A 26,078-nucleotide genomic window follows, 5' to 3' on the forward strand; every position below is an offset into this window, starting at 1 on the left:
AAAAGCTGATGCCTACCGACCCCCTCTGCCTGGTTTTCGTACCCTCCCTGGCAGCCGTGCTGACAGCCGCCGAATCGAAAAATGGCGCCCCACTCTGCGAAGTCGAAGTGTGCGATATCCGCGACCAGGCCACTTGCATTGCGGTAACCTTCTCCACTGCGCTGGCGATGGAACAAGAGCGGGGTTACCCGGATATCGTTGCCGAGGATTGCTGGAATGAGTGGCAACGCTTGCGTCCCTCGCTTCAATAGCGCCCGCTCTGATCAGCATAGGTATCTACACAACTCTGTAGCGCTCAACGGTAACCACGATGCGAAGCGAGCCGCTGTTGATCTTGATCTGCTTTTGATCTTGATCTCAGGCGCCCCGTTAAACCACGCTGGCCGAACGCAGGCTTGAATTCGTGGGTAACCCGGCAGGACGCCGGGTTAGCCGCCCCGCGCCATGGATGGCGCGTGGCGGCGGCCCACGGATTCAAGACTGTGTTCGGGCACACCGAGCCTAGGCGAGGTGCCGAGTGGTGGGGCAAGAGCGTTTTGCTTACTTTGCCGCTTTTGCAAAGTGAGCCGCCGTCAGGGCGGAACCCTAAGTGGCCGTTACCGCAGGAATGGATATGTACTCGGTATAGCTGTGTCGCCTATAAGAAGGCCGCCTTCGCGAGCAAGCCCGCTCCCACAGTTTGATTGCGGGGTGTCAGGTAGATTGGCGTCGGCTGGCAGGCCGCCATCGCAGGCAAGCCAGCTCCCACAGTTGGATCGCTGAGTGTCAGGTAGATTGGTGTCGGCTGGCAGGCCCCCATCGCAGGCAAGCCACACACACATTTGAATTTCGGAGCGTCAGATGGATATGCGCCGACTGTCAGGCCGTCACGGGAGCAAGCTCCCTCGCCACAGATTTAGCGTCGTGCCGAAGTTGTGTAGATAGCTATGCTCTGATCAGCGCCCCAACCCACTCCCAGGACTCCTTTATGCCACCTGCCTCACGCGACCACGCCCGTATCGAACGCCATCTCATCGCAGCCCTGACCGACGCCTGCGAGATCGCAAAAGCTGAAATCCCGGGCTTCGAATGGCTGACGCACACCGTCGACTACCGCGCCTTCCCCCAAAGCCTGCGGGTGATCTGGGTGTTCGACAGCGTCGCGAGCAAGGCTCACGCCCTCGCGACCGGGGCGGACGCCCGTATGCGCGAGCTGACTACCGCCGCGCTGGATGACGTTGACGTGCACGTCCCGAACATCGCCCGCTGCGTCAGTTTCGACTCCGAAGAGGAATGCCACCTTCGGCATGCCGGCGATTGGCGTCGGCGGCTGGCTACTCTCCGGGCGATCTGAATCGTGCCACGGGTTGCTGACTTCGCTATTGCACCTTACACGTCAGCCAAGCCCCCCAGAACAGGCTGCTGAAGAAACGGGTCGCGTCGCCGAAGCCAGCGTCGTGCAACAGCTTCTGCACTGCGGCCTCGGAATGTGGAGGGTCAGCGCCTTGAAGGATTTTGCCGAGCTTGGCCGTCACTTCGTCCGGGGTGGCGCCATGCTGACGCCAGCGTTGGCCCCATGCCGCCAGCAGCAACGGCTGGCTGGCATACGCATAGTGATTGCCCGCGACGATCAGCGGTGCCCCAGGTTTCAGGTGCGCCCGAATCGATCTCAGCATCCGATCCTTGGCGCCGTCGCCCTCCAGATGGTGGAGCACACCGATCAAGGTGGCGGCGTCGTATGAAGCGTCTGCTGCCAGGTCTTCGAGCTGCCCGAGATGCAGGGTGGTTCTATCAAGCAAGTGGTTGGCTTCCAACTGCTGCCTTGCCGCGTCGAGCATCGGCTGGGAGGGATCAACCGCCATAAAACGCCAGCCCGGTTCAAGGCTGGCCATGGCGATGATCTCCTGCGCCGTACCGCCGGCGCCGACCACAAGTACCTTGGCCGAAGGGGCATCGCCAAGGCTCGCCGCGAGCATGCAAGCTGCCAGATCCTGGCACGCGTCATAGCCCGCCAGCGCGATACGACTTTGTCGCGCGTATTCGTTGGCTCTTGAGGTATCGAATTTGTCAGCAGGGTTGGGTGAGGATGAGTTCAAGGCGATTCTCCGTGGCCTTGACGCAAATTACGTTAACCGTGGCAGTAAGAAAAATGCATTAATTTTATGTGCTGCATTCCCGTGGGGAATGCGGGGGCGTACGAGTGGAGAGGTTGCAGGATCGTACAAGCCTCTGGCCCGTCGGCCCAGATAGTCTGGCCTTCTCACCGACAGGAAGGCTCAGCATGACTCACGTACAGCAACCCGCACAACCGATAAACCTCGCGCAAAAAGCCTCGCTCATCGACCAGCAATGGAGCCCAAGAGTGGTCGCCGAAATGAACGACTACCAGTTCAAGGTGGTGCGCATCGAGGGCGAATTCATTTGGCACTCGCACCCGGAAACCGATGAAGCCTTCCTGGTGCTCGAAGGCACGCTGCGCATCGACCTGCCGGACGGCCCGGTGTATGTGAAGCCGGGTGAGTTGTATGTGGTGCCGCGTGGCATTGAGCACAGGACGGCGGCCGAGGGAGAGGCCAAGCTGATGATGATTGAGCCACGGGGCATTCTGAATACCGGGCATGAAGGCGGTGAGCGTACCGCGTTGAATGACCAGTGGATTTGAGTATGCCGCTGAACCCTGTAGGAGCGAGCTTGCTCGCGAAAAACGGCAACGATAACGCGTGCTGCCTGAATGAACGCGGCGCCTGTGAATTTTTCGCGAGCAAGCTCGCTCCTACAGGGGGCAAGCGGGCAAGCCCTATCGCCTCTGAATCTGCACCGTGGCAAACGTCGGCTCATCACGCGCCTGCTCCAGTGCATTCCTGGGCTGTTGCGGGGCCCGGGATTGCCCCTCTGGCCGTAACGCAGGCGGCGGATGCAGGCGCATGTCCGAACGCTCATCGCTGGGCGCGACGCCGAAGAAATCCCGATAGCACTTGGAAAAATGCGGCGTGGACACAAAGCCGCAAATCACCGCCAGCTCGACAATCGAAATGGGCGTCTGCATCAGCAACTGGCGAGCACGGGTCAGGCGCAGTTTGAGGTAATAGCGCGATGGCGTGCAGTACAGGTGCTTCTGGAACATGCGCTCCAACTGGCGTCGGGACACGTGCACGTAGGCGGCCAGTTCGTCGAGGTCGATGGGTTCTTCCAGGTTGGCTTCCATCAGGGCGACCACTTCTTGCAGCTTGGGCTGTTGCGTGCCGAGCAGGTGTTTGAGCGGCACGCGTTGGTGGTCGCGCTCGTTGCGAATGCGCTCGTACACGAACATCTGGGAAATCGCCGCCGACAGCGTGTGCCCGTGATCGCGGCCGATCAGGTGCAGCATCATGTCCAGCGGCGCAGTGCCGCCAGAGCTGGTAAAGCGGTTGCCATCGAGCGTGAATACGCTGGAGCTGACTTTGACGCGGGTAAACGCCTCCTGCATCGACGCCATCAGCTCCCAATGCACGCTGCACTGGAAGCCATCGAGCAACCCCGCCTGGGCCAGTGCCCAACTGCCGGTGCACACCGCGCCGAGGCGTTTGCAGTACAAGCGCGCCTGGCTGCGTAACCAGGCGATGAGCGCAGGGCTGATAGCCTGTTGAATGCCCACGCCGCCGCACACGATCACCGCATCGAAGCCGCGCTGGTCCTGCGCGCACGCATCCGGGGTCACCGACACGCCATCGCTGGCCCACACCGGCTGGCCGTCCAGGCTGAGTGTTTGCCAACGGTAGAGTTCTTCGCCCGCCAATTGATTGGCCATGCGCAGCGGCTCGACCGCACACGACAGCGATATCAGGGTGAACTGGTCCAACAGCAAAAAGCCGATGGTCTGGCAAACAGGTGCCTCGGTTTCCATCACCGCTACCCCACAGGCGTGATCAGGAATGTTCCAGCGCCACCGGCTTGGGTGCCCGGTTGTGCTGACGCGCCGTGACCAGGCCGATAAAGGAAATCACCAACGCTAGGCCAATGGTCGAGGACACTTCGGTGCGGTGCTCGGGCGTCACCATCATCACCCCCAGGGCCAGGCAGATGAACACGATTACCAGGTAAGTCAGCCACGGAAACAGCCACATGCGAAAGGTCAGCTCAACCTTTTGCCGCACCAGCAACCGACGCATGCGCAGTTGCGAGATAGCGATGACCAGGTACACCAACAACGCAATCGCCCCGGAGCTGGCGAGCAGGAACTGGAACAACCCGGCAGGCATGAAGTAGCTCAGCAACGTAACTCCCGCACCGATGATGGTGCTGGCGATCACCGCCGCCCGGGGCACGCCCGCCTTCGAGGTGATTTTAAGCGCCGCTGGCGCATCACCGCGCTTGCCGAGGGAGAACAACATGCGCGAGGAAATGTAGATTGAAGAGTTCATGCAACTGGCCACCGCAATCAACACCACCACATCGACCATGAATTTGGCGTTGGGGATGTTCATAATTTCCAGTGCGCGCTGATAGGAACCCACAGAGGCCAACAGTGGGTCGTTCCAGGGCACCACGGAAATCACGACGGAGATCGACAGCAGGTAGAACACGCCAATGCGCCAGATCACCGAGCGGGTGGCCTTGGCGATGTTCTGCGCGGGGTTGCTCGATTCGGCTGCGGCGATGGTCACCGCCTCAGTGCCGATGAAGCTGAACATGATGGTGATAAACGCCCCCACCACCGCAGACAAGCCGTTGGGGGCAAAGCCGCCGTGTTCCGCCATCAAGCGGCTCAAGCCGCTGGCTTCGCGATCCGGGATCCAGCCCATGAGTACGCTGAAGCCCAGGCCGATAAAACCGACGATGGCAATCACCTTGGCCATGGCGAACCAGAATTCGAATTCGCCGTATTTGGCCACGCTGAACAGATTGGTGATCACCAGCAAAACGATTGAGATCAACGCAAACAGCCACGCATCCACCTGAGGGAACCACTGGTTGAGCACATGCCCGGCGGCCAACGCCTCAATGGGAATAACCAGCACCCAGAACCACCAGTACAACCAGCCAATGGTGAACCCCGCCCAAGGGCCGATGGCCTGGTCGGCGTAGGTGGAAAACGAACCGGTGTCCGGGCGTGCCACCGCCATTTCCCCCAGCATGCGCATGACCAGTACCACCAGCAGGCCGGAGAACAGATAGGCCAACAACACTGCAGGCCCGGCGGCGGCAATCGCATGACCGGAGCCGACAAACAACCCCGCGCCGATGATGCCAGCGATGGACAACATGGTCACATGGCGCGGCTTGAAGCCCTGCGCCAGCTGACCGTTGGAATCGTTGCAGTTGAGGCTAGTCATTGTTTTTGTTGTTCTCGGGCGGCCAATGACCCTCACCTTAAGTGCCCGAGGCCAGGCACAAGTAGCCTGGTTACGCCATCATCGAGTCTGATATCGACATGGGTGATGCCGATTGAGCGCCGCATGTAGCCTCACCCAACGCCCAGCATCTGCCACAACGACGCGCCTACTCCGGTAATGCTCTCACCGGCGATCAGCCCCGCCGCTGCCGTGATCGCAAAGCGCTGCGTCACGCTCGGCCAGCGACAGCTCACCGCCCAGGTCATGATCGCGCCAAGGGCCATCATCAGCGACACCGACGCTGGCAAAACAAACGCCAGTCCCAAGGCTGCCGCACTCGGCAGGTAGCGGGCGCGATGGGTAGGTAATGTGCTGTCGAGTATGCCCAGCAGCACACCGAACAAGCTTGCAATGCCGATGGCCCAGCGGATGCTTGGGGACAGTGAATCCAAACCGTGGGTCAGGGTTTGGGCCACGGCTTTCCAGGTGGCGACGGCCGGGGCTGGCCATTGTTCGGTGAGCAGCATGGTTTGAGGGTCGGGGATCAACGCCAGGTAGGCGAATACACCGACAATACTGCCGACGAAAATCCCCAGGATTTGCGCGATGACCTGCTTATGAGGCGTAGCGCCAATCGCCTTGCCCACCTTGAAGTCATTCATCAGGTCCGTACATTGCCCCGCCGAACCGCCGGCGGTGTTGGCGCTCATCAGGTTGATCGGCACCTGGCCCGGCGCAACGATGCCAAAGCTCAGCTGGGACAGTTGCCCGATGGCGCCAATCGGCGGAATACCGGTTGCCCCCACCACCCGCGCCGCCACGGCGGCCAGGCAGATCGCCAGGGGAATGGTCAGCAGCGCCATCCCGAGGTTGATACCGAACAACAGCGCTTGCAGGCTCACCACCAGCACGATCGCCAGGGCAAAACCGGCGGCAGGCCCAGGCTTGGGAACCGCCCAGGGCGTGCCGCCAGCCGCTCGGGTTGAGCGATGCAACGCCCACAAGCGAATCGCCAGGGACGCCAGGGTGGAACACACCATAAGGCTTACTCCCGGCCACAGCAGCCATTCCACCAGCGCGGCAAATTGCGGGCCGCTGCTGTCGGCGGGCAGGCTCACCAATCCATTGGCCAACAGCCACGGCCCCAGCCCGCCCCAGGCCAGCAAGGCGCCGAGCAGCAGGGTCAGGCCTACGCGAATGCCAATAATGCCGCCAAACCCCAGCAACAGCAGCGAAGGGTCTGCGGTGAAGGTCAGGCGCTCCAACTGGGCGTTCGGCGACCAGCGCGGGAAGGCCCACATGAAGGTATCCACCCACTTGACCAAGCCGGACAATAATGCCGCGCCGAGCAGTACTTTTAAACGCGTGGCGGCTTCGCGGCCATGGTTGTAGATGTGCAGCAGGGTTTCCAGGGTGGCCATGCCTTCGGGAAATTTCAGCGCCTTGTCATTGAGCAATGAAGGCCGCAGGTACCAGGCGATCCAGATCCCCAGAAAACTCACCGAGAACACCCAGGCGATCATCGGCAGCGCCGCCAGTTGGTTGCCGGTGAGCAAGGTATACGCCGGGATGGGCGCTACCAACCCGCCGGAAATAATCGACGCTGCGGCCGAGGCCACGGTCTGGTTGATATTGCTTTCGTGGAGGGTCCACGGCAGGTGTTCACCGGAGCGCCGGGCCAGGCCTTGCCAGATGCCATAGCCAATCAGCAAGGCGATGATCGACATATTGAACGACCAGCCGATCTTCAAGCCCGCGTACACGTTGGAAGGGGTGAGCAGGATACCCAGCACAATCCCGGTGATGACTGCCCGCAGGCTCAGTTCGCGCTCTACGGGGACGCTTGAGGAGGTGGAGTGCATGCAGATTCCTTTCGAGAAAAGCCAGTGCCACCTTTTAAGTGAGCACCGGGAGACTCGAAGGTTCACCTGGCGAAGCGGGTTGTAAAACCGGCAAGAGGGGAACCCTGGTCACCTTTTGTAGGAGCGAGCTTGCTCGCGAAAAACCCAAAGGCGCCGCGTTCATCCAGGAAGCCCGCGTTATCGTTGACGTTTTTCGCGAGCAAGCTCGCTCCTACAGGGGGCGGTGTGTCGGTGGGCCCGCTATTTGGCGAACGCGTATTCCCCGCCCCGCTCCACCGCCTTGCGGTATGCCGGGCGTGCCTGGAGCTTTTGCAGCCACGCGGCCAGGTTCGGGTAGGCCTGTAATTTGCCTTGGGCCTGGGCGATTTCGCCGATAAAGCTCATCTGGATATCCGCACCGGTGAGGTCGTCGCCCACCAGATACAGCGTCTGCCCCAGCACGTCGTTCAGATAACCCAGGTAATTGGCCAGCTCCGATTCAATCCGCGGATGCAGCGGTGCGCCCGCTTCACCCAGGCGGCCGACGTAGAGGTTGAGCATCAACGGCAACATGGCCGAGCCTTCAGCAAAATGCAGCCATTGCACATAGCTATCGTAGGCGTCGGTGGCCGGGTCGGGTTGCAGTTGGCCGTTGCCGTGGCGGCGGATGAGGTAGTCGATGATTGCAGCAGATTCGATCAGCACGCGGGAACCGTCTTCGATCACCGGGGACTTACCCAGCGGGTGGATGGCCTTGAGTTCAGGCGGCGCCAGGTTGGTCTTGGCGTCGCGCTGGTAGCGCTTTATGTCGTAGGGCAGGCCCAGTTCTTCAAGCGCCCACAGGATACGTTGCGAGCGGGAGTTGTTGAGGTGGTGAACAGTGATCATCGAGGCAACACCTTGGGGGATTTAAGAGAAGACTACAGCGTAGCGGTGAAGTGCCGCGAATGTCGCTCAGGCGAGCAACTGATCGATCCACTTCACCTGTTGCGCGATCTCCTGCACCTTCTGCTCGGGCACCACCTGCCGCGCTTGTTCGAGGCTGGCCAATGTCTTGCGTTTCTCGCGCACTATACGTTGCCACTTCGCCAGGAATTCCGGGCTACGCGCCTGCATTTGCAGCGGGCCGAAGTACAGCTGCTCGGCGGTATAGGTCATCGCCTCGGTGCGTTCGGCGACGATGATTTCGTAGTAGAAGCGGTTTTCCCGCAGCAACTCTTCATGGAGGATCTGGTAGCCGTTGTCCATCAACCATTGGCGCAGCGGCTGCTCGCCGCCGTTGGGTTGCAGGATCAGGCGCTCGCGGCCGTTCAGGTGCGCCTTGCCGCTGTCGAGGATGTCGCGGATGGTCTCGCCGCCCATGCCGCACAGGCTGATGGCGGTAATGTCATCGCCCGCTTCAATCGCCGCCAGGCCATCGGCTAGGCGCACGCTGATGCACTTTTCCAGGCCGTTATCGCCAACGGTACGGTTGGCCGCGTGAAACGGCGTGGCGGCCACCTCTCCCGCCACCGCTGCTGTGATAACGCCACGGCGCATCAACGCCACCGGCAGGTAGGCGTGGTCCGAGCCGATATCGGCCAGGCGGGCACCGGCCGGCACATGTGCGGCCACGCGCTCCAGGCGCTGGGACAAGGTGTGTTCGTTCAACGGTGGTTCCTTAAGATTGCCCGGAAAATCGATCCCGGCTGTTGGTCAAGTGCAGCACCATGGCCGCCCGTGCGGCGTCCGGGTCCTGGCGCTTGATAGCGTTGTAGATGGCCTCGTGTTCCAGGTTCGCCAACTGCCCCAGTTGAGCAAAGTCCGCGCCGCCGCGCTCGACGGCATTCACCTGGGTACGCGGAATCATCGCCGTGCCCAGGTGCTGCATGATGTCGGTGAAAAACGTATTGCCGGTGGCCTCGGCGATCAGTTGGTGAAAGCGCTTGTCCTCCTCCACGCAGCTGTCGTTGTTGGCCAGGGAGGCTTGGTAGTCGTCCAGCGCCTGGCGCATGTGGGCCAGTTGCACTTCGCTCCTGCGCAGCGCGGCCAAGGCCACCGCTTGCACTTCAAGGCCCAGTCGCAATTCGAGCATGTTGCGCACGCTGGCGACTGTGTCTACGTGCAAGCGCAGGCCTGGCTGGGTGTGCTGCTCGAGCACAAAGGTGCCGATGCCGTGACGCGTCTCCACCAGCCCCGACGCCTGCAGCTTGGACAAGGCTTCTCGCACCACGGTACGGCTCACCCCATGCTCAAGCACGATGGTGGATTCGGACGGCAGTTTTTCACCCGGCTTGAGCTGCCCCAGCTGGATGCGCTGGGTCAGTGCCTCGACCACACCTTGGGCCAGGTTGGCGGAACGTTTACGCACAGGCGGTGTGCTTTTAATCGGCATCGAGACGGGTCCACGGGTTGGGCTGGGGGGAGCTTATCACCCTGAGCGCACGGGGCGACGGGTGGCGGCGAAAAACACTCAACTTGTATGACAACACACTCGTACCACCTCACCGGACTATGTCTTCGCTTTGAGAGAAGCGCATACGCCGAGCCGTCACCAACGGGGTTAAACCCAATGAAATCTGGCAAATAACCAAAATAGCCAACCACAACACCGGCTTATAAGAACAAAATCACCTCTCACAGGATTGCGGCCTTTAAAAAACAACTTGTATGATGTCTGGCAACAAAACACCAAACCCGCATAAAAATAATCAGGGGGAGTTTTCATTCGTGAAGCATTCAAGCCCAGCGTCAGCCGCACCCGAAAATGATTCAGCACTCACCCGCGCCGTGAGCAAAGTGAAGGGCCATGTGCTCCCACTGTTCGTGGTCATGTTCATCCTCAACTACATCGACCGGGTCAATATCGGCTTCGTGCGCACGCACATGGAGCATGACCTGGGCATCGGCGCAGCCGCCTACGGCTTCGGCGCCGGGCTGTTCTTCATTGGCTATGCGTTGTTCGAAGTGCCGTCCAACATGCTGCTGCAAAAAGTCGGCGCGCGTATCTGGCTGACCCGCATCATGTTCACCTGGGGCATCGTCGCCACGCTGATGGCGTTCATCCAGAACGAAACCCACTTCTACATCCTGCGTTTCTTGCTGGGCGTGGCCGAAGCGGGGTTTTTCCCTGGTGTGATCTATTACTTCACGCGCTGGTTGCCCGGCGTGGAGCGTGGCAAGGCCATCGCGATCTTCCTCAGTGGTTCGGCGGTGGCCTCATTGATCTCTGGGCCGTTGTCGGGCGCGTTGTTGCAGATCGAAGGCTTTGGTTTGCATGGCTGGCAATGGATGTTCGGCATCGAGGGCCTGGCGTCGGTGGCGCTGGGTTTCTTTGTGTGGTTCTGGCTCGACTCCAAACCCCATGACGCCAAGTGGCTGAGTCGCGAAGAACAGGATGCGCTGGTGGGCGCTATCGATCAGGAACAGCGTGATCGCGAAGCCCTGACCACGGTCAAACCTACCCTCGGCAAGCTGCTCAAGGACCGCCAGATCCTGCTGTTCTGCGCTCTGTACTTCTGCATCCAACTGACGATCTACGCCGCCACCTTCTGGCTGCCCAGCATCATCAAAAAGATGGGCGACCTGAGTGATGTACAGGTGGGGTTCTTCAACTCGATCCCGTGGCTGATCTCGATCATTGCCATGTACGCCTTCGCCTCGTTGTCGGGCAAGTTCAAGTTCCAGCAGGCCTGGGTCGCGGCGGCGCTGTTGATCGCCGCGGTGGGGATGTTCATGTCCACCACGGGCGGGCCGATCTTCGCCTTCGTTGCGATTTGCTTTGCGGCCATCGGTTTCAAATCCGCGTCTTCGCTGTTCTGGCCGATCCCCCAGGGCTACCTGGATGTGCGCATCGCCGCCGCCGTAATCGCGCTGATCAACTCCATCGGCAACCTGGGCGGTTTTGTTGCGCCGACCACCTTTGGCCTTCTGGAACAAACCACCGGGTCGATTCAGGGCGGGCTGTATGGCCTGGCCGGCACCTCGGTGCTGGCGGCCATCCTGGTGTTTTTTGCCAAGACTTCACCTTCTGCCGTAACGGCCGTGCCCAGCGGCGCGGCCATCAGCAAACCTCTTTGAACTCAGCCAGGAACGCGCCATGAATACCCCTGTAGTCACCCACTTCCAAGTCATTCCCGTCGCCGGCCACGACAGCATGCTGCTCAACCTCAGCGGCGCCCACGGCCCTTTCTTCACGCGCAATATCGTCATCCTCAAGGACAGCAGCGGCAACACCGGCGTGGGCGAAGTGCCCGGCGGCGAGCGCATTCGCCAAACCCTGGAAGATGCTCGCAGCCTGGTGATCGGTCAGCCGATTGGCCAATACCAGCGCGTGCTCAACCAAATGCGCAGCACCTTTGCCTCGCGGGACGCCGGCGGTCGCGGCCTGCAAACCTTCGACCTGCGCATCACCATTCACGCCGTCACCGCCATGGAGGCCGCACTGCTCGACTTGCTGGGCCAATTTCTTGAGGTGCCGGTGGCGGCCCTGCTCGGTGAAGGACAACAGCGCGATGCGGTAAAAATGCTCGGCTACCTCTTCTATGTGGGAGATCGCAACGCCACCGACCTCGCCTATCGCAACGAGGCCGACGCCGATGACGACTGGTTCCGCCTGCGCCATGAAACAGCCCTGAGCGCCGACGCGGTGGTGCGCCTGGCAGAAGCGGCCAAAGCCAGATACGGGTTCAACGATTTCAAGCTCAAGGGCGGCGTATTGAGTGGCGACGCAGAAATCGAAGCCGTCACCGCGCTAGCCGAGCGCTTTCCCGATGCACGCATCACCCTTGACCCCAACGGCGCATGGTCGTTGAAAGAAGCCATCCGCCTGTGCCGCGACCAGCATCATGTGCTGGCCTACGCCGAAGACCCCTGCGGCGCAGAAAACGGCTACTCGGGCCGCGAAGTCATGGCCGAATTCCGCCGCGCCACGGGCCTTAAAACCGCCACCAACATGATCGCCACCGACTGGCGCGAAATGGGCCACGCCATCCAGTTGCAATCGGTGGACATTCCCCTCGCCGACCCGCACTTCTGGACGATGCAAGGCTCGGTGCGCGTCGCGCAAATGTGCAACGACTGGGGCCTGACCTGGGGCTCGCATTCCAACAACCACTTCGATATCTCCCTGGCGATGTTTACCCAGGTGGCGGCGGCCGCGCCCGGCGAGATCACCGCCATCGACACCCACTGGATCTGGCAGGACGGCCAGCGCCTGACCCGGGAGCCGTTGAAGATCGAAGGGGGCTACGTAAAGGTGCCGGCCAAGCCGGGCCTAGGTGTGGACATCGATATGGACGCGGTGGCCAAGGCTCATGAACTGTACAAAAGCATGGGCCTTGGGGCGCGGGATGACAGTGTGGCGATGCAGTTTCTGATTCCGGGTTGGAGCTTTGATAACAAGCGGCCTTGTTTGGTGCGGTAAATCGGCTTTAGGAATGCTCAGCGCCATTTGAGCGTGACGCAAAAAATCCGATGCCCAAACAGGCATCGGATTTTAGTCAGATCAGAAGCTTAGCGATTTGACCTCTGGCACGTCTGCCAGAGGTCTCTTTGCGCTACTGCCGATTGGCGACCGCCAGATCCGCCGCATCCTGTTCCAGGCCAGAGAGAGCAGTGCCATTGATCAGCGGCCCATAACGGCGGCTGAATTCCCAGTTGTAGGGCACGTGGTCTTTGTTGATGCCGTTGTCCCAATTCACCGACCAGGTCATCAGTCCCTTGATCGACAATCTTTTGTCGTGCAAACGCTTGAAGGTATTGGTCACGGCTGTTGGGTCGATCACATAACCAGTGGCAGCCGCGTCGACGTTCGCGGGCAGGCCAATGACGAACTTGTCTGCCGGGATTTTGGTAAACCCGCGCGTTCCGCTCACTAGGCTTTCGGTGAGGTAAAACAGGAAGTCCTCTTTCATCGCGTCGTTGTTCTGAGCAATCCAGGCGCCGTTGCCCTTGTTGACCTCCTGCACCCAAATGCCGTCGCCCCCCTGGTTGTAATACTGCGGGGCAATGAAGTCGTAATAACCTTCCAGCGCCTGGATGTAACCGACGTATTTGCCGGCAGTGGTCAGATACGGAAACTCCGGCGCCATGCTGATGATGAAGTGTTTGCCTTGACCTGCGTAGTGGTCCTTGACCAGTTTCAACGCGGCGGGCAGGACAGTCTTGTTGTCGGCGAAATCAATCGCGCTCTGTTCAAGATCGATATCCAGGCCATCAAAGCCATAGGTTTCCACCAAGCGGATAATCTCGTTGGCCAGTGGCTGTTCGTTGCCTTTATGCAGTTCGATGTGTGCATCGGCGCCGCCAAGGGAAATCAGCACCGCCCTGCCCTGGCTGTTCAGCACGCCCACCTGGCGACGAAACTCGGCGTCGGGCAGGTTGTACGGCTTGAAGGTTGGGATACCGTTGCCCTTCATGAAGGCCACGGCCACCACGTTGTAATCCTTGGGTACATCCGCCAGGCTGATATTGGAAAATTGGCCACGCTGGTAGCCATCGCTCGGACCGGCAGGCCAGTTGTGCCAGAAGCCCATGAGGATCTTTTTGCCAGCAATGCTCGGCATCAGCGAAGCGGCATCGTTGAGCGGCGATTGCAGTGAGGTAAAGTCAATCTTTGACATGTTCTAATCCTTCAGAACGCGTGGGTTTAACGGTGCGGGCTTATTTGAAGTCCACATCGAAGGCTTGATAGAAGGCGTTGCCGGTGTTGGCGACAATCCACATCAACACAATCACATGCTGGCCCTTTTTGTTGGCCGGCAGTTTCACTTCATGATTAACCTTGGCCTTCAGTTCGCCTGCATGGCTGTAGTAAGGCACCTGGGCATAGAAGTCTTCAGCGAACGGCTGGGTTTCCAGTTGTGCGCGGGTGATGCGCTGTTTCGGGTCCCAGCCATCCTTGGTGATCAGCCAGCGATAGCCACGGGTGGTGTGCGGCGCGGTGTATGCCCAGGTGACCTTGAAGGTCTGGCCCGGCTCGACATTGAGCAACGGCCAGGTGAAGGCGCGGCCGAGTTTCTTGGCCATTTCCTCGTGGGTGAAGTTGACGCAGTCACGGGCATCGGTCTTGCCACCGCTGAGGATAAAGCCGTCGGCGGGAGGGGTGACGCTGTCAGTGTCGGTTTGATAAGGCGCCGGGAACGAACCGGCCGTCAGTGCCGGGAAGTTCTTGCCGCCTTCCATTTCATTGACCTGCCAGGTCTCCAGCAGGCCGAGATCCACGGCGACTGCGCCACGGCTGGAAGGGGATGTGACACGACCATGGCGAAGAGGTGTCTGGGTTTGTGGTTTGTTCATTTTGTAACTCCATTGGTTTGATTAAGAACTCTCCTTTCTTGAAGGAGAGGACCTCAACCTAACGGAGTGGCTTTTTTTTGCCACAGGCCCATTTTTCACTCATTTTCGGTTCATGAGCGCGCAGACCTGCAAACACTGGATATATAAACAGTATTATAGGAAAACCCTTACGCTTCCAGAGGTCGATTTCCTACAAGACCATGCGCATTTCAATACAGCTTCTCTGTACCGATGGCAGCCGTTTTTTTAGGGGGGGTCGCGGTAATCGGTCGTACCGTCAGTTCCACCCCCAATGCCAGCATCAGCTTCTGGACCGTCTCATAACGCGTCTTTGAGCCGCCTTTCAGGGTTTTATACAGGCTCTCCCGATTCACCCCCGCCGCTTCGGCAACCTTGTTTACACCCAGGGCCTTGGCAACCTCGGCCAGCGCCTTCATAAGGACTTGCGGGTCATGGCACGCCATGCTTTGCGCAAGATAAGCACTGATGGTTTGCGGGCTATCAAGGAAGCGCGAAGCCTCATAGGCACTGGTGCCGGATGTATCCAGCTCGAGGACCGGCATGTCCTCTGGTTTGAATGTTGACTTACTCATGTCATTGACCTCTCAAGGCATCGAGAATCTCTTTTGCCCGCTTGATTCCTCGTTTCTGGTCGGTTTTATCGCTTCCCCACAGCATCAGGTAAGCGGTGATGCCCGTGCGCACAAAGTAAATCCTGTAGCCGGGCCCGACAAACACACGCATTTCACTCATGCCATCGCCTACAGGCTGGCAATCGCCAAAATTGTTTTCTTCGGCTCGATCCAGGCGGATCAGCACAGCCGTTTTTCCCCACACATCCCTCATACCGTCGAGCCATGTATCGAACTCGGGCGTCCTGCCAATCGTATTGATCACAGAGTCACATGTAGCCTACTGGCTACTCCTTGTAGATGCCAGTGAATTTTTAATGTTGGTGTGCACCGCAAGAAAAAATCCTAGTCCAGCCGCCGCGCAGGCAGCCGAGCAATACTATTAGCGCTTGTGTCCTCAAGACCGAAACGTTGCGTCGCGACTGAGGCATCCTCTCTGTAGGAGCGAGCTTGCTCGCGAAGAACGTAAAGATAATGTGTTCATCCAGAATGAACGCGGCGCCTATGGTTTTTCGCGAGCAAGCTCGCTCCTACAGGGAGGTGAGTGGGCCGGCGTTGATGTAGACCCGTCCTACAGCAAGCTGCACCACCTTGCTCCATTGCCTACAGTTGCGTCAGAATCCGCCGGCTTGTGCGCTTGGATGGGCGTCTCTAAGGTGGCCCGGTCGCTGACAACTCAGTGATCGGGTTTAGTAGCCCGAGGGTCAATTACACTTAGTGCATGAGCTTCATCTATCAGACGTTCCTGTCTGTGCCTGATGGTGGCTGTGCGTAGGGCGCCTTCGGGCGCGCCGGCTTTGTGTAATTCCCCGGTCTACTAACCTGCGTACAGCTGCCACCCTTTCGTTTAGTAGCGAAACGGTGTCGGCCCCATTCAGGAATTACGCATATGTACAAAGTCACCCCAAACCCTCCAAACGATCCAAACCTGAAGCTTGATCAGGCAGTCCGTCGTGCGATCGATCACGCCCTCAACCCCAACGCCGAACCCTCTCCTCCACCCTCGACACCGCTGTTCAGCGTTGCCGACGATGCCAGCAATGAAATGCTCGTCGCCAATAGCTATGAAACCTTTTCCTCAGTAACCGCCCTGCTGCTCGACCTGTCGGATGAACTGACCGGTAAACAGCGCGACGTCGCGTTGGCGATTCATCAGTTAAGTGAGCTGGGAATGTTGTTGGTCGATAAGTTGATGGAGCGCGAGGCGGCTGTAGCAGCTGGCTAAACGTTCAACACGCCCAAAAAAAGCCGAGCCGTCGCGCCCCAAGACGACTCGGTTTTTTTTGCCAAAGCAGGGGTTGACCTTAAAGCGAGGTTTAAGGTGAGCATGCACCAACCGACAGGATTACTGGACCCTGGATCATGCTCAAAACCCTTATTTCTTTTGCGTTGGTAGCGATAGGTGGCGCGCTTATGACATTTGCACAGGCTGAACCCGGCCCTTCCACGGCCGCTGCGAACAATCGCCAGATCCTGGTGATCATGACCAACCACGCCAGCTACCCCTCAAGGACCGATACCACGGGCCTGTGGCTGACCGAGCTGACGCATTTCACCGAGGTCGTGGAAGCGGCTGGCTACACGACGGTGTTTGCCAGCCCCAAAGGGGGTGCTGTGCCTCTGGATGAGCGCAGCCTCGGCTGGCTGTACATGGACAAGCCGGCGCGTGAACAGCTGCAGTCCCCAGCCTTTCGCGCCCGGCTGCAACACACGCTGCCCATTGCCGATGTCGATCCGGCGCAATTTCGCGCGATCTACTTCACCGGCGGCCACGGTGTCATGTGGGACTTCCCAGGCAACCTCGACCTGCAACGTGTCGCCCAAACCATTTACAACCAGGGCGGCATCGTCTCGGCCGTGTGCCACGGTGTGGCGGGCCTGCTGGACCTGAAGGATGAACAGGGCAACGCGATCATCAAGGGCAAAAACATCACCGGCTTCTCCAATCGCGAAGAACTGCTATCGGGCATGAAGCGTGAGGTGCCGTTCTTGCTTGAAGACCGGCTGCTGAGCCAAGGGGCGCGTTACCGCAAGGGCTGGGTGCCGTTCACCTCATTTGTCATCACCGATGGCCGCCTGATCACGGGCCAGAACCCGCAATCGCCCAAGGCCGTCGCACTCGCCGTGATAACCGAGCTGTCCCACGAACGATAGCGCCTAGCCCCTCCCTGGAGAAAACCGATTGAACATTCCAAGCGCCGTGTTAACCGCATTGCTGCTCACCCCTTTTGCCAACCTTGCGTTGGCGGGAACACCCGAGATGCCCAGCCCGAACGACACAACCCACATCGATATCGCCGGCCAACAGGTGCCCGTCGTCAAAGGCGGCTTGTACGACCGCTTTCGCTCCAATCCGCCGTTGTCGGTGATTGCGGCTGAAGTGCCTGGGGTTGATTTAAGCTGGTTCAAAGGGTTGCAAAAGCACAAGGTCGACATCGGTTTTGAATCCTACTCGCCCAATTTTTACTACCAGAACAGTCGGGTAACAGCAGTCTATACAGCCGACATCGATAAGCTGCGGGCGTTGATGCCGCCGCAGGTACTGGCCGCCGTGCAGCCCTTGCAAGTCTGGCCGGGTCGCGGGCTGATCGCGTTTACTGCGTATACCTATGAGCATTGCGATAACGACGCCTATAACGAAGTCGCCGTGTCGATCATCACGAACAAACCTGGCAAAGCCAACCTGGGTCCCTTCACGCTGGTGGGCCAGTCGATGTCGCAGGATTTTTGGGGCTATGTGCTCAAGCTGCCGGTGAATACCGAACTGGCGCGGGTGCGCGGGGTGGTCGGTTACAACCTGCCGAAATGGCTCACCGGCATTGATCGCAAAGAGGATAGGCACTCGGTGGTGTATGACATTACCGATAGCCAGACCGGCAAACTGGACGTGTCGTTCAAGGTTAAAAAGCTTGAGAAACTGTCCCGTGATGTGGACCTGGTCACCAGCAGTTTCACCAATCTGGATCACCACGGCCAACTGGCTTATGGGTATGCGGTTTCCCGCCAGCTCAGCCATGGCTCCAGCCGTGACGCAGACTCAGCTACCCTCACGTTGGGCGATGGTAGCCTGTCCAATTACCTGCGCGCCCTCAAACTGGGGAAAATGCTGAAATACGAATACGTACCCGAGTTCCAGAGCGCACTCTATGCGCCAGAGCCGCTCGTCAACCTGATTGGCGAACGCTGACCCTTGTGCGCCGGTCAGGCCCTCGGGGCCCGGCGGGCGCTTTTTCTCTTGGATAAGGCTGGAGCTCCCCCTTCCTCGCGCAGACGGTTAATCAGCATCTGCGCATTCTCCGCACAGGCCATGCCCTCGGGCTTGCCTTCGATGCCCTTGATGACGTTCAGCAACTGCGCCTTGTTCTGGGCCAGCCGTTGTTGCAGAACCTCGATTTCCTCGACCTTGTGCTTGAGCCCGCAGAGCAGCTCGTCATGCTGCCAACCACCGGCACTGCGGGGCATTAACTGCCGGATTTCTTCCAGAGAGAAACCGGCTGCCTGGGCACCCTTGATGATCTCCAACACCGCCTCGGTGCCGGGCGAATAGTCCCGATAGCCGTTGGATTTACGCTCAACCGATTGGATCAGGCCGCTCGCTTCGTAGAAACGGATACGTGAGGCCGCCAACCCGCTGATTTTTGCCAACTCGCCTATTCTCATGTACCACCCACAAAAAACCATTGACCTTAAAGTTGACTTTAAACCTAAAGTCATTGGGCGGCCAAGGCGGCAATTGGTAGGCGGCGCGCTTGCCAGACACGCATGGGCCGCAGTGGGTCAATCCAGCGCCATGATCGCGGTTCGATCAGGCCATCATTTCATTTGGGAGAGGCGAACATGGGCTACGTCACCACGCGAGACGGTGTTGAAATTTTCTACAAGGACTGGGGCCCACGCGATGCCCAGGTCATTTTCTTCCATCATGGCTGGCCACTGAGCGCAGATGATTGGGACGCGCAAATGCTGTTTTTCCTGGGCGAAGGTTACCGGGTCGTTGCCCACGACCGGCGTGGCCACGGGCGTTCCAGCCAGGTCTGGGACGGGCACGATATGGACCACTATGCCGACGACGTTGCGGCGGTGGTCGAGCACCTGGGTATACAAACTGCGGTGCATGTCGGTCACTCCACCGGCGGCGGTGAAGTGGTTCATTACATCGCCCGCCACGGTGAAGAGCGCGTCTCGAAGGCCGCCATCATTAGTGCCGTCCCTCCTTTGATGGTCCAGACCCCGAGCAATCCTGGTGGCCTGCCCAAGTCAGTGTTCGACGACTTGCAGGCGCAGCTGAAAGCCAACCGCGCACAGTTCTATCAGGACGTTCCCGCCGGACCTTTCTACGGCTATAACCGCCCAGGCGCCAAGCCGTCCGAGGGCATCATCCTGAACTGGTGGCGGCAAGGCATGATGGGCTGTGCCAAGGCGCACTATGACGGGATCGTGGCGTTTTCCCAGACCGATTTCACCGAAGACCTGAAGAGCATCCAGATTCCCGTATTGGTCATGCATGGCGACGATGATCAGATCGTCCCCCATGAAAATGCCGGGGTGCTGTCCGCCAAATTGTTGAAAAACAGCACGCTGAAAATCTACCCGGGCTTCCCGCATGGCATGCCTACCACCCATGCCGATACGATTAATGCGGATTTGCTGGCGTTTATAAGGAGCTGATTGATTGGGGGCGGGTAACCGCCCCTTCTTCAGGGTTTTAGATTCTTCATCCATTTGAGTAAATGCCCAGGCCAGAGCCGTTGCGCACTGGACTGGTCTTGGTTGACTGCAAGGGTGTCTACAAGAGAGCGCGTCGTCAGGGCGTCTGCTACAGCACCCGCAACGCCACTGTGCGCCTGTCGTTCGTCGACCGTCGGCGCAACGGCCCGACGCGGCTTGCCGGTCGCCGAGTCCATCGTGTAGCCAGCAGCCTTGCCTTTTTCGGTAATCGTCCATAGGCCATCCGTGTTGATAAGCACGGGGTCATCGAATATAAGCGTCACCTCTTCGGCCACTGTGACTACCATGTTGTCCTTGATACTTGTCGGCACGTAAGTGGTGAACTCGCGGCCCAACGAAGCTTGCGCGGCGCCCTCGCTGGAAAATCTCAGCACCATCTGTTCAAGGAAGGCAATGCTCCCCATGTTGCTCAATGCGCCGAAGTCCGGGTTCAGGACATGCCGCAAAAAACCCTGATCGAGCCGGGTTGAGCTAATCGCCGAACCGCTCAGAATGCGTGAGGCTGTCGCTATATCGTGTGCCTTGAAATTGAACGTCACCCTACGCCCCTCTTGGTTGTAGCCTTCATTGCCACTCAACAGTTGGCGACCGTTATCATGATGACGATAGTTACCGAGGTCGTAAGCCAACATATCGACATACGCCAAGTCGGCACCGTGTTCCTGCGCATAAGCGTACATATCAGACAGCAGAGTGCGATCCTCGCGAGTGAGAAAATCGTAGTTGCTTTGGGCCATGTTGCTGCGGTTCAGGGTGCCTTCGGCCACCGCAGGTTCATGCCCCAGAAAGAGGCGAGAAATCATCAGTTCACGACCTATGGTAGAACCTGAAGAAGCGCTGGCCCTCTGCTCATTCAAGCGAGCCTCTTGCCAGGCAGCCCGCCGTTCGTTGACGGTGAACGCACCGCTGTCGTCGCGGGCAATCAGAGTCAATTGATCGACCGTAAGGCCTGTGAATGGGTTACTGGCAGAACCGTTGGCGAAGGCGGTGGCTTGCTTGGCGCGCTCATGCAATTCCAAGAACGGTGTATCGGGGACCTCAGCATCATGCTGAGCCTTGTTGGCGAAATATTGTTCGTCACTTATCCCATCGAGCGGACTGAGGGCGTTATGCCTTGGGTCCAGCTGGCGAAGGCGGACTTCACGGCTAGCAGCATCACTTAATTGCCCCGCCAGGATCGAAACGGTGCTGACGGTACTGGCTTGAACGTTATCGCTAGAGGAGCCGGTATTGTCTTGAATAGACGACACAGAAACCGGGCTAGGGCGGGTGGGAACAGCACTGCCCAAGTGGTTATTAGTTAACGATGTATAAACACTGACGTTCATCATGATTACACCCGCCATCGACTAAGAATGTTTTCTGATCGGCAAGTAAGCCCTGCATACGGACCTCACGCGAGGCTCGCAACTTAAGTTAAAAAGCACACAACTCAGATCATCATCGATACGGCAGTAGGACTCACGCTCCGACAGTGCACGATTCATAGCGCCAAGTAAGCCGGCCACTTCCTAAAAACATGAAGTCCCCATCTGTAATACCCGAAAGTAGGAATTCGTAGGCCACCTCCTAGTCCCGCCTGCCCTCTACCTAAGCCGCCCATTTCAGTTCATGCTGCGCACCTCATTTCAAGGACGATAAAAACAATGAAAGCCCCCTTTGCCGCCCTGCTCCTGATAAGCCTCACCGCGCCTGCACTCGCCAACGACAACCCCATCGGCTTCCAAACCACCACCCTCCCCGATACTCACAACATTCGCCCATTGGAGATGGCCGTGTGGTACCCCGCCGCCACCACCGCCCAACCCAAGCTGATCGCTGACAACCTGGTGTTCATCGGTGTGCTTGCGGTACCTGATGCCGCACCGACGCCCGGCAAACACCCGGTGGTGGTGCTCTCCCACGGCTACGGTGGCAATTGGGGTAAACAGGCGTGGCTGGCCAGTGCACTGGCCCGGCGGGGTTATATCGTGGCGGCGGTCAACCACCCTGGCACCACCAGCCAGGATCGCAGCGCGCAAGCCGCCGCGCAGTTGTGGCAACGGCCCAGGGATTTGAGCCGGGCCATTGATGCGCTGCTGGCGCAGGCCACGCCATTTGGCGCGGTAGATAGCAGCCGGATCGCGGTGATAGGCCATTCCCTGGGCGGCTGGACGGTCATGGAGAGCGCAGGGGCGCGTTTTGACCCGGCGTTGTTTGCCCGGGATTGCGAGGCTCATCCGACGTTGGTGGCGTGCACGGCTTACCGTGAGATGAACCCTGAAGGTACGCCGAGCGGGAAGGCTCAAGTGGCCGCGGACTTGAGCGACAAACGCGTGAGCGCTGTGGTGTCCCTGGACCTGGGCCTGTCGCGCGGTTTTACCGATGCGAGCCTGGCGGCGTTGCCAGTGCCGGCCCTGGTGATCGCCGCCGGTGTGCCGTCAGCGGATTTGCCGGCGCAGATGGAATCGGCCGACATGGCCAAGCGGCTGCCAAAAACGTCGACTCAGTACGTGGAGATCCAGGACGCCAACCACTTCAGTTTTATGTCTCAGTGCAAACCGGGCGCGGCAGCGGTGCTTGACGCTGATGTGCCCGGCGACAGCATCATTTGCCAGGACGGCAAAGGCGCGCGGCCACGGCCCGTGATCCAGCAGCAGGTGATCACACTGATCAGCGAGTTCCTGGCAAGCTGAACCGGTAGTATCATCCGCGCCTTTCCCCTTCAGGCAACGGAACATGAACCGCCAGAAAAAACTTCAGCAACTCTTCAAAGCCAAAGCGAAAAAGGCCAGCGCCAAGCTGGCGCCTAAAAGCAAAGACAAATACATCAGCAAGGCGGACCGTTTGAAGCTGGCCACCGAGGCCGGTCAAGAGCCGGTCACGGCTGTCGAGACGCTTGCTGAGTAAAGCGCATGGCTGAAGGGGTGGCCGCGTCATATTTGCTCCAGATACGCCGTAGATGCCGCGCCGAGCCAAAGCCTGCGCGCTCGGCGATGGTTTCTATGTCCAGGGCCGACTCGGCCAGCAGTTCACGGGCCACGGCCAGGCGCAGGCGGTGCAGGTAATCCAACGGGCTGATGCCGACATGCTCCTGGAATAGGCGCGCCAGGTGTCGGCTGCTGGTGCAGGCCAGGCTTGCCATGCGGGTGAGCGTCCAGGCCTCGCAGGGGGCGGCGGCGATGGCGTCTTGCACGCGATGGACCGCCGGGTGCAGGTGATTGCGCCCGCTCACCCAAGGCGATAGCTGTGGGTCGCTGCCGCTGCGGCGCAGGTACACCACCATGTCCCGCGCCACGGCGCACGCCAAGCGTGGCCCGGCCAGTTCGGCAACCAGGTGCAGCATCAGATCGATACCCGCCGTGATACCGGCGCTGCAACTGACCGGGCCATCGGTGACGTACAGGCGGTTTTCCAGAACCCGGGCCTTGGGGGCGAGGGCCTGCAAGGTGGCACACAACGAATGGTGCGTGGTGCATTGGCGCCCATCGAGCAGCCCGGCCCTGGCGGCGCTCAACGCGCCGGCGCACACGCACACCAGGCGTTCGGCCGAGGGCGCGAACACGTTTTGCAACCAATGGGTGAGCTGATGGCAGGCCGATTCGAAAGCCTTTTGGTAGGCCTTTGATACGTTCATCGTGGAGCCCACCAGCACCACCAGCGTGCCGGGGGCCAGGGTCGGTGGCAGGGGCGCCAGCCCGGTCAGTGGCAAGCCGATGGAGCTGTACAGCGACTCCACCGGGCTGACGTAATGCAAGTCGAAATCCACCGCCGCCGGGTCCTCGGCTTGCGCGGCCAGGCGTAATACTTCGGCAGGCCCCGCCAGGTCGAGCATCAGCACGTTTGGCAATAGCACGAACAGCACCGGTACGCTCACGGCTTCACTCCTCCAAGGCCTGGGCGACCGTGACGATGCGCGCAAAACGCTCTTCCAGCACCAGCTCCGTGCGTTCGCGAATCTGCGCCGGGGTGTACGCCCGGCCGCTACGCAGGTGGGTCATGGGGAATGTCAGTGTGGCTTCACTGACAAAGTCCACCTTGAAGCCGCTGTCCGACGCCTGCCGTGTGGTGGTCTCGCAGCATTGCTCGGTCCGGATGCCACTGATGATCAGCGTGGTGACGCCCATCTCCGTAAGGCGAGCGGCCAGAGGCGTACCGGCGAAGGCGCTGTGGTAGCGCTTATGGATCACCAACTGTGGATTGATCGACAGCTCGCTCAAGGCCCTGACGTTGCCCGATTGCATGGAGAAATGCCCTTGGTCTTCAACATGGAAGACTTGTATCACCGGGATGCCTTGCTGAACACAGCCATCGATGAGGGCCTGCTGTTTTTCCAGATAATCGGGCAGGTCATTTTCGGACCAGTAGGTTGAATGACGGAAGGAATGTTGGGCGTCGATCACGATCAGGGCTTTATGACTCACGGGTTGTCCTTCTGGCTTGTGTCTATGGGGAGACGATAGAGCCATGGTAAGGACAACGCTCGGAGGACGACAGGCAAGAGGAGGACTACTTCAGGACGGATTCGGACATACCACTTTGTACGCCATGGCACAGCGGCTGCCAGGGACGAAACCTTGGGCGTATTCATCCGCCAGGGTATTTTCCAGGCGCTGATCGGTATGGGGCTCAAAGCCCAGGCGCCGATAGAACGGCGCATTCCAGGGCACATGCTTGAAGGTGGTCAAGGTCACCGCACGCAGTTGCTGGGCGCGTGCGTGGTGGATCGCCGTTTCCACCAGCCTGCGTCCCCAGCCCTGGCCTTGCAATGGCTGGGCAACCGAGACTTCATGGATATGCAGGTCGTCGCCAAAACGTTCTGCGCTGAGGAAGCCTTGGAGCTGGTCATGGGTGTCGACCACCACCCAGCAGGTCGATAGCGCGATCCACTGGCGATGGCACTCGACACTGATCGACGCAGCATCCGCCAGCCAACCCAGGCCTTCAATGGCCCGGAATGCCTGGGCAGCGCAATGCTCGATGGCGGGTAATAACCCGGCATCTTGCGCTCGCGCCAGGCGAATGTGAGTGCACGGCTCAGCAGCCACTCAAGGCCACCTTGGGCCGTTCACCCGCGAAGAAGAAGGGCCGCAAGCGCACGCCCACGCCGTTGCCGATAAAGGCCGCCACCAGCCACACCCAGCCATGCAGGCTGCCCGAGGCGATGCCGCTGAAGTAGGCGCCGATGTTGCAGCCATAGGCCAGGCGCGAACCGTAGCCGAGCATCAGGCCGCCGATCACAGCCGCGATCAACGAGCGCAGCGGGATGTTCAGGCTGGGAGCAAAACGCCCAGCCAGGCCTGCGGCCAACAACGCACCGAGAACAATGCCGATGTCCATGACGCTGGTGATGTCTTCCCACACAGGTGCAGCCAGGGCCTTGGCATTGCCCGGCATCTGCCAGAATGCCCAACTGGCGACGTCCACACCCAGCCCGCTCGCCACCTTGGCGCCCCACAGCGCGAACGCCGAGGTAATGCCCCACGGCCGCCCGGCCAGGGCCAGGGTGGCGTAGTTGAGCAGCGCCAGGCCGATCGCGCCCCATACCAACGGCCATGGCCCGCGCAGGAAGCGGCGCAGCCCTCGGTGCTCGCTTTGTACGCCTTGTTCAAGTTGGCCGTGACGGCGTTTTTCCAGGCGCACGGTGACCATTGCAATTAGCGCGAACACCGCCAGGCTCAGGACCAAGGCCGGCAGCACACCGAAGGTTTTGACGATGGAAACCGCCGGGAACGATGGCAGTGCAAACCACCAGTCGACGTGATGGGTGGCGATCAACGAGCCACAGATAAAGAACAGCAGCGTCACCAACATCCGCGCATTACCGCCGCCGACGGTGAACAAGGTGCCCGACGCACACCCGCCGCCCAGCTGCATGCCGATCCCGAAAATAAACGCCCCGAACACCACCGACACACCCGCCGGCGCCACCAGCCCGGTCACCGGCTGGCCAAACAAAGTGCCCGCGCCCAGCGCCGGGAAAAACAGCACCACCGCCACCGCCAGCATCACCATTTGCGCACGCAAGCCGGCGCCACGCCGATCATTGATAAACACACGCCAGGCTGAAGTAAAACCGAAGGCAGCGTGATACAAGGTCAGGCCGAGCGCGGCGCCGACCACCAGCAACAACACCTGGCGCGCGCCCACCGTGTTTTGCAGGAACAGAGCGCCCGCCACCAGGATGACAAAAGCGATCAGTGGCGCGACGGGCTTGCGCACTGGCGACAGGGAAAGAGAGGTGCTCATGGGGATCTCGATTGGTTGGAAGGAGGCAAGTATAGCCTCAGAGGGAATTTGATCAGGTGTGGGCATTGCCCAAAGGCTCA

Annotated in this window: 28 protein-coding genes and 1 pseudogene; 11 read left to right on the forward strand and 18 right to left on the reverse strand. The window is 59.8% G+C overall.

The window, feature by feature from the left end:
• Positions 1–8 precede the first annotated feature (8 nt).
• Both ACWHXD_RS20650 and ACWHXD_RS20655 read left to right on the forward strand, forming a co-directional pair.
• Positions 9–251, forward strand: a complete 243-nt coding sequence (locus ACWHXD_RS20650) for a hypothetical protein (RefSeq protein WP_138762947.1) — start codon at positions 9–11, stop codon at positions 249–251.
• A 716-nt stretch (positions 252–967) separates the two neighbouring features.
• Positions 968–1,333, forward strand: coding sequence for a hypothetical protein (locus ACWHXD_RS20655; RefSeq protein ID WP_032896097.1), 366 nt, complete (start codon positions 968–970; stop codon positions 1,331–1,333).
• A gap of 25 nt (positions 1,334–1,358) precedes the next feature.
• Here the strand turns inward: ACWHXD_RS20655 and ACWHXD_RS20660 are convergent, their stop codons facing one another.
• Positions 1,359–2,075 carry a class I SAM-dependent methyltransferase gene (locus tag ACWHXD_RS20660; RefSeq protein ID WP_138762949.1) on the reverse strand — a complete coding sequence of 239 codons (717 nt, stop codon included), beginning with the start codon at positions 2,073–2,075 and terminating at the stop codon, positions 1,359–1,361.
• A 185-nt stretch (positions 2,076–2,260) separates the two neighbouring features.
• Between ACWHXD_RS20660 and ACWHXD_RS20665 the strand changes: the two genes are divergently transcribed.
• The gene (locus tag ACWHXD_RS20665) at positions 2,261–2,641 is read left to right on the forward strand and encodes a cupin domain-containing protein (protein ID WP_138762950.1); all 381 of its coding nucleotides are present in this window, start codon (positions 2,261–2,263) and stop codon (positions 2,639–2,641) included.
• A gap of 135 nt (positions 2,642–2,776) precedes the next feature.
• On the opposite strand, the gene gbdR is transcribed toward ACWHXD_RS20665, so the two are convergent.
• The 7 genes from gbdR to ACWHXD_RS20700 form a co-directional block, all read right to left on the reverse strand.
• Positions 2,777–3,862 carry a choline metabolism transcriptional regulator GbdR gene (gbdR, locus tag ACWHXD_RS20670; protein WP_138762951.1) on the reverse strand — a complete coding sequence of 362 codons (1,086 nt, stop codon included), beginning with the start codon at positions 3,860–3,862 and terminating at the stop codon, positions 2,777–2,779.
• Between the two features lie 22 nt (positions 3,863–3,884).
• A complete protein-coding gene (locus ACWHXD_RS20675) occupies positions 3,885–5,291 on the reverse strand; it encodes an amino acid permease (RefSeq protein WP_138762952.1) in 1,407 nt (468 codons plus the stop codon).
• A 131-nt stretch (positions 5,292–5,422) separates the two neighbouring features.
• Positions 5,423–7,153 (reverse strand): OPT family oligopeptide transporter, encoded by a 1,731-nt coding sequence (locus ACWHXD_RS20680; RefSeq protein ID WP_138762953.1) that lies wholly within the window; start codon positions 7,151–7,153, stop codon positions 5,423–5,425.
• 62 nt (positions 7,154–7,215) lie between these two features.
• Positions 7,216–7,356, reverse strand: coding sequence for a hypothetical protein (locus ACWHXD_RS20685; RefSeq protein ID WP_440462624.1), 141 nt, complete (start codon positions 7,354–7,356; stop codon positions 7,216–7,218).
• 37 nt (positions 7,357–7,393) lie between these two features.
• Positions 7,394–8,020 (reverse strand): glutathione S-transferase family protein, encoded by a 627-nt coding sequence (locus ACWHXD_RS20690; RefSeq protein ID WP_138762954.1) that lies wholly within the window; start codon positions 8,018–8,020, stop codon positions 7,394–7,396.
• A 66-nt stretch (positions 8,021–8,086) separates the two neighbouring features.
• The gene (locus ACWHXD_RS20695) at positions 8,087–8,782 is read right to left on the reverse strand and encodes a tRNA (adenine(22)-N(1))-methyltransferase (protein ID WP_138762955.1); all 696 of its coding nucleotides are present in this window, start codon (positions 8,780–8,782) and stop codon (positions 8,087–8,089) included.
• A 10-nt stretch (positions 8,783–8,792) separates the two neighbouring features.
• A complete protein-coding gene (locus ACWHXD_RS20700) occupies positions 8,793–9,506 on the reverse strand; it encodes a FadR/GntR family transcriptional regulator (RefSeq protein ID WP_138762956.1) in 714 nt (237 codons plus the stop codon).
• 335 nt (positions 9,507–9,841) lie between these two features.
• Between ACWHXD_RS20700 and ACWHXD_RS20705 the strand changes: the two genes are divergently transcribed.
• Together ACWHXD_RS20705 and gudD are read left to right on the forward strand one after the other, a co-directional pair.
• The gene (locus tag ACWHXD_RS20705; RefSeq protein ID WP_138762957.1) at positions 9,842–11,191 is read left to right on the forward strand and encodes an MFS transporter; all 1,350 of its coding nucleotides are present in this window, start codon (positions 9,842–9,844) and stop codon (positions 11,189–11,191) included.
• 19 nt (positions 11,192–11,210) lie between these two features.
• Positions 11,211–12,536, forward strand: coding sequence for a glucarate dehydratase (gudD, locus tag ACWHXD_RS20710; protein ID WP_138762958.1), 1,326 nt, complete (start codon positions 11,211–11,213; stop codon positions 12,534–12,536).
• Between the two features lie 196 nt (positions 12,537–12,732).
• Here the strand turns inward: gudD and ACWHXD_RS20715 are convergent.
• From ACWHXD_RS20715 to ACWHXD_RS20730, 4 genes and pseudogenes are all read right to left on the reverse strand, one after another.
• Positions 12,733–13,734 (reverse strand): annotated as a pseudogene (locus ACWHXD_RS20715) (chitinase); the annotation flags it as partial.
• Positions 13,735–13,774: 40 nt separating this feature from the next.
• On the reverse strand, positions 13,775–14,410 hold the full coding sequence (locus tag ACWHXD_RS20720) for a lytic polysaccharide monooxygenase auxiliary activity family 9 protein (protein WP_032896086.1): 636 nt from the start codon (positions 14,408–14,410) through the stop codon (positions 13,775–13,777).
• 209 nt (positions 14,411–14,619) lie between these two features.
• Positions 14,620–15,003: an addiction module antidote protein gene (locus ACWHXD_RS20725; RefSeq protein WP_138762960.1), complete on the reverse strand. Its 384-nt coding sequence runs from the start codon at positions 15,001–15,003 to the stop codon at positions 14,620–14,622.
• Between the two features lies 1 nt (position 15,004).
• The gene (locus tag ACWHXD_RS20730) at positions 15,005–15,307 is read right to left on the reverse strand and encodes a type II toxin-antitoxin system RelE/ParE family toxin (protein WP_032896084.1); all 303 of its coding nucleotides are present in this window, start codon (positions 15,305–15,307) and stop codon (positions 15,005–15,007) included.
• 624 nt (positions 15,308–15,931) lie between these two features.
• Between ACWHXD_RS20730 and ACWHXD_RS20735 the strand changes: the two genes are divergently transcribed.
• The 3 genes from ACWHXD_RS20735 (at position 15,932) to ACWHXD_RS20745 (ending at position 18,229) form a co-directional block, all read left to right on the forward strand.
• The gene (locus ACWHXD_RS20735) at positions 15,932–16,267 is read left to right on the forward strand and encodes a DUF6124 family protein (RefSeq protein ID WP_032896083.1); all 336 of its coding nucleotides are present in this window, start codon (positions 15,932–15,934) and stop codon (positions 16,265–16,267) included.
• Positions 16,268–16,455: 188 nt separating this feature from the next.
• Positions 16,456–17,196 (forward strand): type 1 glutamine amidotransferase domain-containing protein, encoded by a 741-nt coding sequence (locus ACWHXD_RS20740; RefSeq protein ID WP_138762961.1) that lies wholly within the window; start codon positions 16,456–16,458, stop codon positions 17,194–17,196.
• Between the two features lie 106 nt (positions 17,197–17,302).
• On the forward strand, positions 17,303–18,229 hold the full coding sequence (locus tag ACWHXD_RS20745) for an acetoacetate decarboxylase (ADC) (RefSeq protein WP_138762975.1): 927 nt from the start codon (positions 17,303–17,305) through the stop codon (positions 18,227–18,229).
• A gap of 14 nt (positions 18,230–18,243) precedes the next feature.
• Here ACWHXD_RS20745 and ACWHXD_RS20750 read toward each other — a convergent pair whose 3' ends face one another.
• Positions 18,244–18,702 carry a MerR family transcriptional regulator gene (locus tag ACWHXD_RS20750; RefSeq protein ID WP_138762962.1) on the reverse strand — a complete coding sequence of 153 codons (459 nt, stop codon included), beginning with the start codon at positions 18,700–18,702 and terminating at the stop codon, positions 18,244–18,246.
• 177 nt (positions 18,703–18,879) lie between these two features.
• Between ACWHXD_RS20750 and ACWHXD_RS20755 the strand changes: the two genes are divergently transcribed.
• Entirely contained in the window at positions 18,880–19,710 is an 831-nt protein-coding gene (locus tag ACWHXD_RS20755) for an alpha/beta fold hydrolase (protein ID WP_032896079.1), read from the forward strand.
• A 29-nt stretch (positions 19,711–19,739) separates the two neighbouring features.
• Here the strand turns inward: ACWHXD_RS20755 and ACWHXD_RS20760 are convergent, their stop codons facing one another.
• Complete coding sequence (locus tag ACWHXD_RS20760; RefSeq protein WP_138762963.1) at positions 19,740–21,101, reverse strand: hypothetical protein; 1,362 nt, start codon at positions 21,099–21,101, stop codon at positions 19,740–19,742.
• A gap of 315 nt (positions 21,102–21,416) precedes the next feature.
• Between ACWHXD_RS20760 and ACWHXD_RS20765 the strand changes: the two genes are divergently transcribed.
• On the forward strand, positions 21,417–22,445 hold the full coding sequence (locus ACWHXD_RS20765) for an alpha/beta hydrolase family protein (protein ID WP_138762964.1): 1,029 nt from the start codon (positions 21,417–21,419) through the stop codon (positions 22,443–22,445).
• A gap of 43 nt (positions 22,446–22,488) precedes the next feature.
• Entirely contained in the window at positions 22,489–22,659 is a 171-nt protein-coding gene (locus ACWHXD_RS20770; protein ID WP_084571028.1) for a DUF2986 domain-containing protein, read from the forward strand.
• On the opposite strand, the gene ACWHXD_RS20775 is transcribed toward ACWHXD_RS20770, so the two are convergent.
• The 4 genes from ACWHXD_RS20775 to ACWHXD_RS20790 all read right to left on the reverse strand — a co-directional run bounded on the left by ACWHXD_RS20775 (position 22,631) and on the right by ACWHXD_RS20790 (position 25,998).
• A complete protein-coding gene (locus ACWHXD_RS20775; protein WP_138762965.1) occupies positions 22,631–23,626 on the reverse strand; it encodes a GlxA family transcriptional regulator in 996 nt (331 codons plus the stop codon). The two genes, ACWHXD_RS20770 and ACWHXD_RS20775, sit on opposite strands and share 29 nt — an antisense overlap.
• 4 nt (positions 23,627–23,630) lie before the next feature.
• Positions 23,631–24,173, reverse strand: coding sequence for a cysteine hydrolase family protein (locus tag ACWHXD_RS20780; RefSeq protein ID WP_138762966.1), 543 nt, complete (start codon positions 24,171–24,173; stop codon positions 23,631–23,633).
• 90 nt (positions 24,174–24,263) lie between these two features.
• On the reverse strand, positions 24,264–24,797 hold the full coding sequence (locus ACWHXD_RS20785; RefSeq protein WP_098950794.1) for a GNAT family N-acetyltransferase: 534 nt from the start codon (positions 24,795–24,797) through the stop codon (positions 24,264–24,266).
• Positions 24,787–25,998: a YeeE/YedE family protein gene (locus ACWHXD_RS20790; protein WP_138762967.1), complete on the reverse strand. Its 1,212-nt coding sequence runs from the start codon at positions 25,996–25,998 to the stop codon at positions 24,787–24,789. The genes ACWHXD_RS20785 and ACWHXD_RS20790 overlap by 11 nt, the downstream gene beginning before the upstream one ends.
• Positions 25,999–26,078 lie beyond the last annotated feature (80 nt).

The sequence above is a fragment of the Pseudomonas fjordensis genome, from assembly GCF_976987115.1.

Coding starts and splice junctions, on each gene's coding strand:
- ACWHXD_RS20650 (WP_138762947.1), top strand. CDS start 9: ATGCCTACCGACCCCCTCTGCCTGGTTTTCGTACCCTCCCTGGCAGCC.
- ACWHXD_RS20655 (WP_032896097.1), top strand. CDS start 968: ATGCCACCTGCCTCACGCGACCACGCCCGTATCGAACGCCATCTCATC.
- ACWHXD_RS20665 (WP_138762950.1), top strand. CDS start 2,261: ATGACTCACGTACAGCAACCCGCACAACCGATAAACCTCGCGCAAAAA.
- gbdR (WP_138762951.1), bottom strand. CDS start 3,862: ATGGAAACCGAGGCACCTGTTTGCCAGACCATCGGCTTTTTGCTGTTG.
- ACWHXD_RS20675 (WP_138762952.1), bottom strand. CDS start 5,291: ATGACTAGCCTCAACTGCAACGATTCCAACGGTCAGCTGGCGCAGGGC.
- ACWHXD_RS20680 (WP_138762953.1), bottom strand. CDS start 7,153: ATGCACTCCACCTCCTCAAGCGTCCCCGTAGAGCGCGAACTGAGCCTG.
- ACWHXD_RS20690 (WP_138762954.1), bottom strand. CDS start 8,020: ATGATCACTGTTCACCACCTCAACAACTCCCGCTCGCAACGTATCCTG.
- ACWHXD_RS20700 (WP_138762956.1), bottom strand. CDS start 9,506: ATGCCGATTAAAAGCACACCGCCTGTGCGTAAACGTTCCGCCAACCTG.
- gudD (WP_138762958.1), top strand. CDS start 11,211: ATGAATACCCCTGTAGTCACCCACTTCCAAGTCATTCCCGTCGCCGGC.
- ACWHXD_RS20720 (WP_032896086.1), bottom strand. CDS start 14,410: ATGAACAAACCACAAACCCAGACACCTCTTCGCCATGGTCGTGTCACA.
- ACWHXD_RS20725 (WP_138762960.1), bottom strand. CDS start 15,003: ATGAGTAAGTCAACATTCAAACCAGAGGACATGCCGGTCCTCGAGCTG.
- ACWHXD_RS20735 (WP_032896083.1), top strand. CDS start 15,932: ATGTACAAAGTCACCCCAAACCCTCCAAACGATCCAAACCTGAAGCTT.
- ACWHXD_RS20740 (WP_138762961.1), top strand. CDS start 16,456: ATGACATTTGCACAGGCTGAACCCGGCCCTTCCACGGCCGCTGCGAAC.
- ACWHXD_RS20745 (WP_138762975.1), top strand. CDS start 17,303: ATGCCCAGCCCGAACGACACAACCCACATCGATATCGCCGGCCAACAG.
- ACWHXD_RS20750 (WP_138762962.1), bottom strand. CDS start 18,702: ATGAGAATAGGCGAGTTGGCAAAAATCAGCGGGTTGGCGGCCTCACGT.
- ACWHXD_RS20755 (WP_032896079.1), top strand. CDS start 18,880: ATGGGCTACGTCACCACGCGAGACGGTGTTGAAATTTTCTACAAGGAC.
- ACWHXD_RS20760 (WP_138762963.1), bottom strand. CDS start 21,101: ATGATGAACGTCAGTGTTTATACATCGTTAACTAATAACCACTTGGGC.
- ACWHXD_RS20765 (WP_138762964.1), top strand. CDS start 21,417: ATGAAAGCCCCCTTTGCCGCCCTGCTCCTGATAAGCCTCACCGCGCCT.
- ACWHXD_RS20770 (WP_084571028.1), top strand. CDS start 22,489: ATGAACCGCCAGAAAAAACTTCAGCAACTCTTCAAAGCCAAAGCGAAA.
- ACWHXD_RS20790 (WP_138762967.1), bottom strand. CDS start 25,998: ATGAGCACCTCTCTTTCCCTGTCGCCAGTGCGCAAGCCCGTCGCGCCA.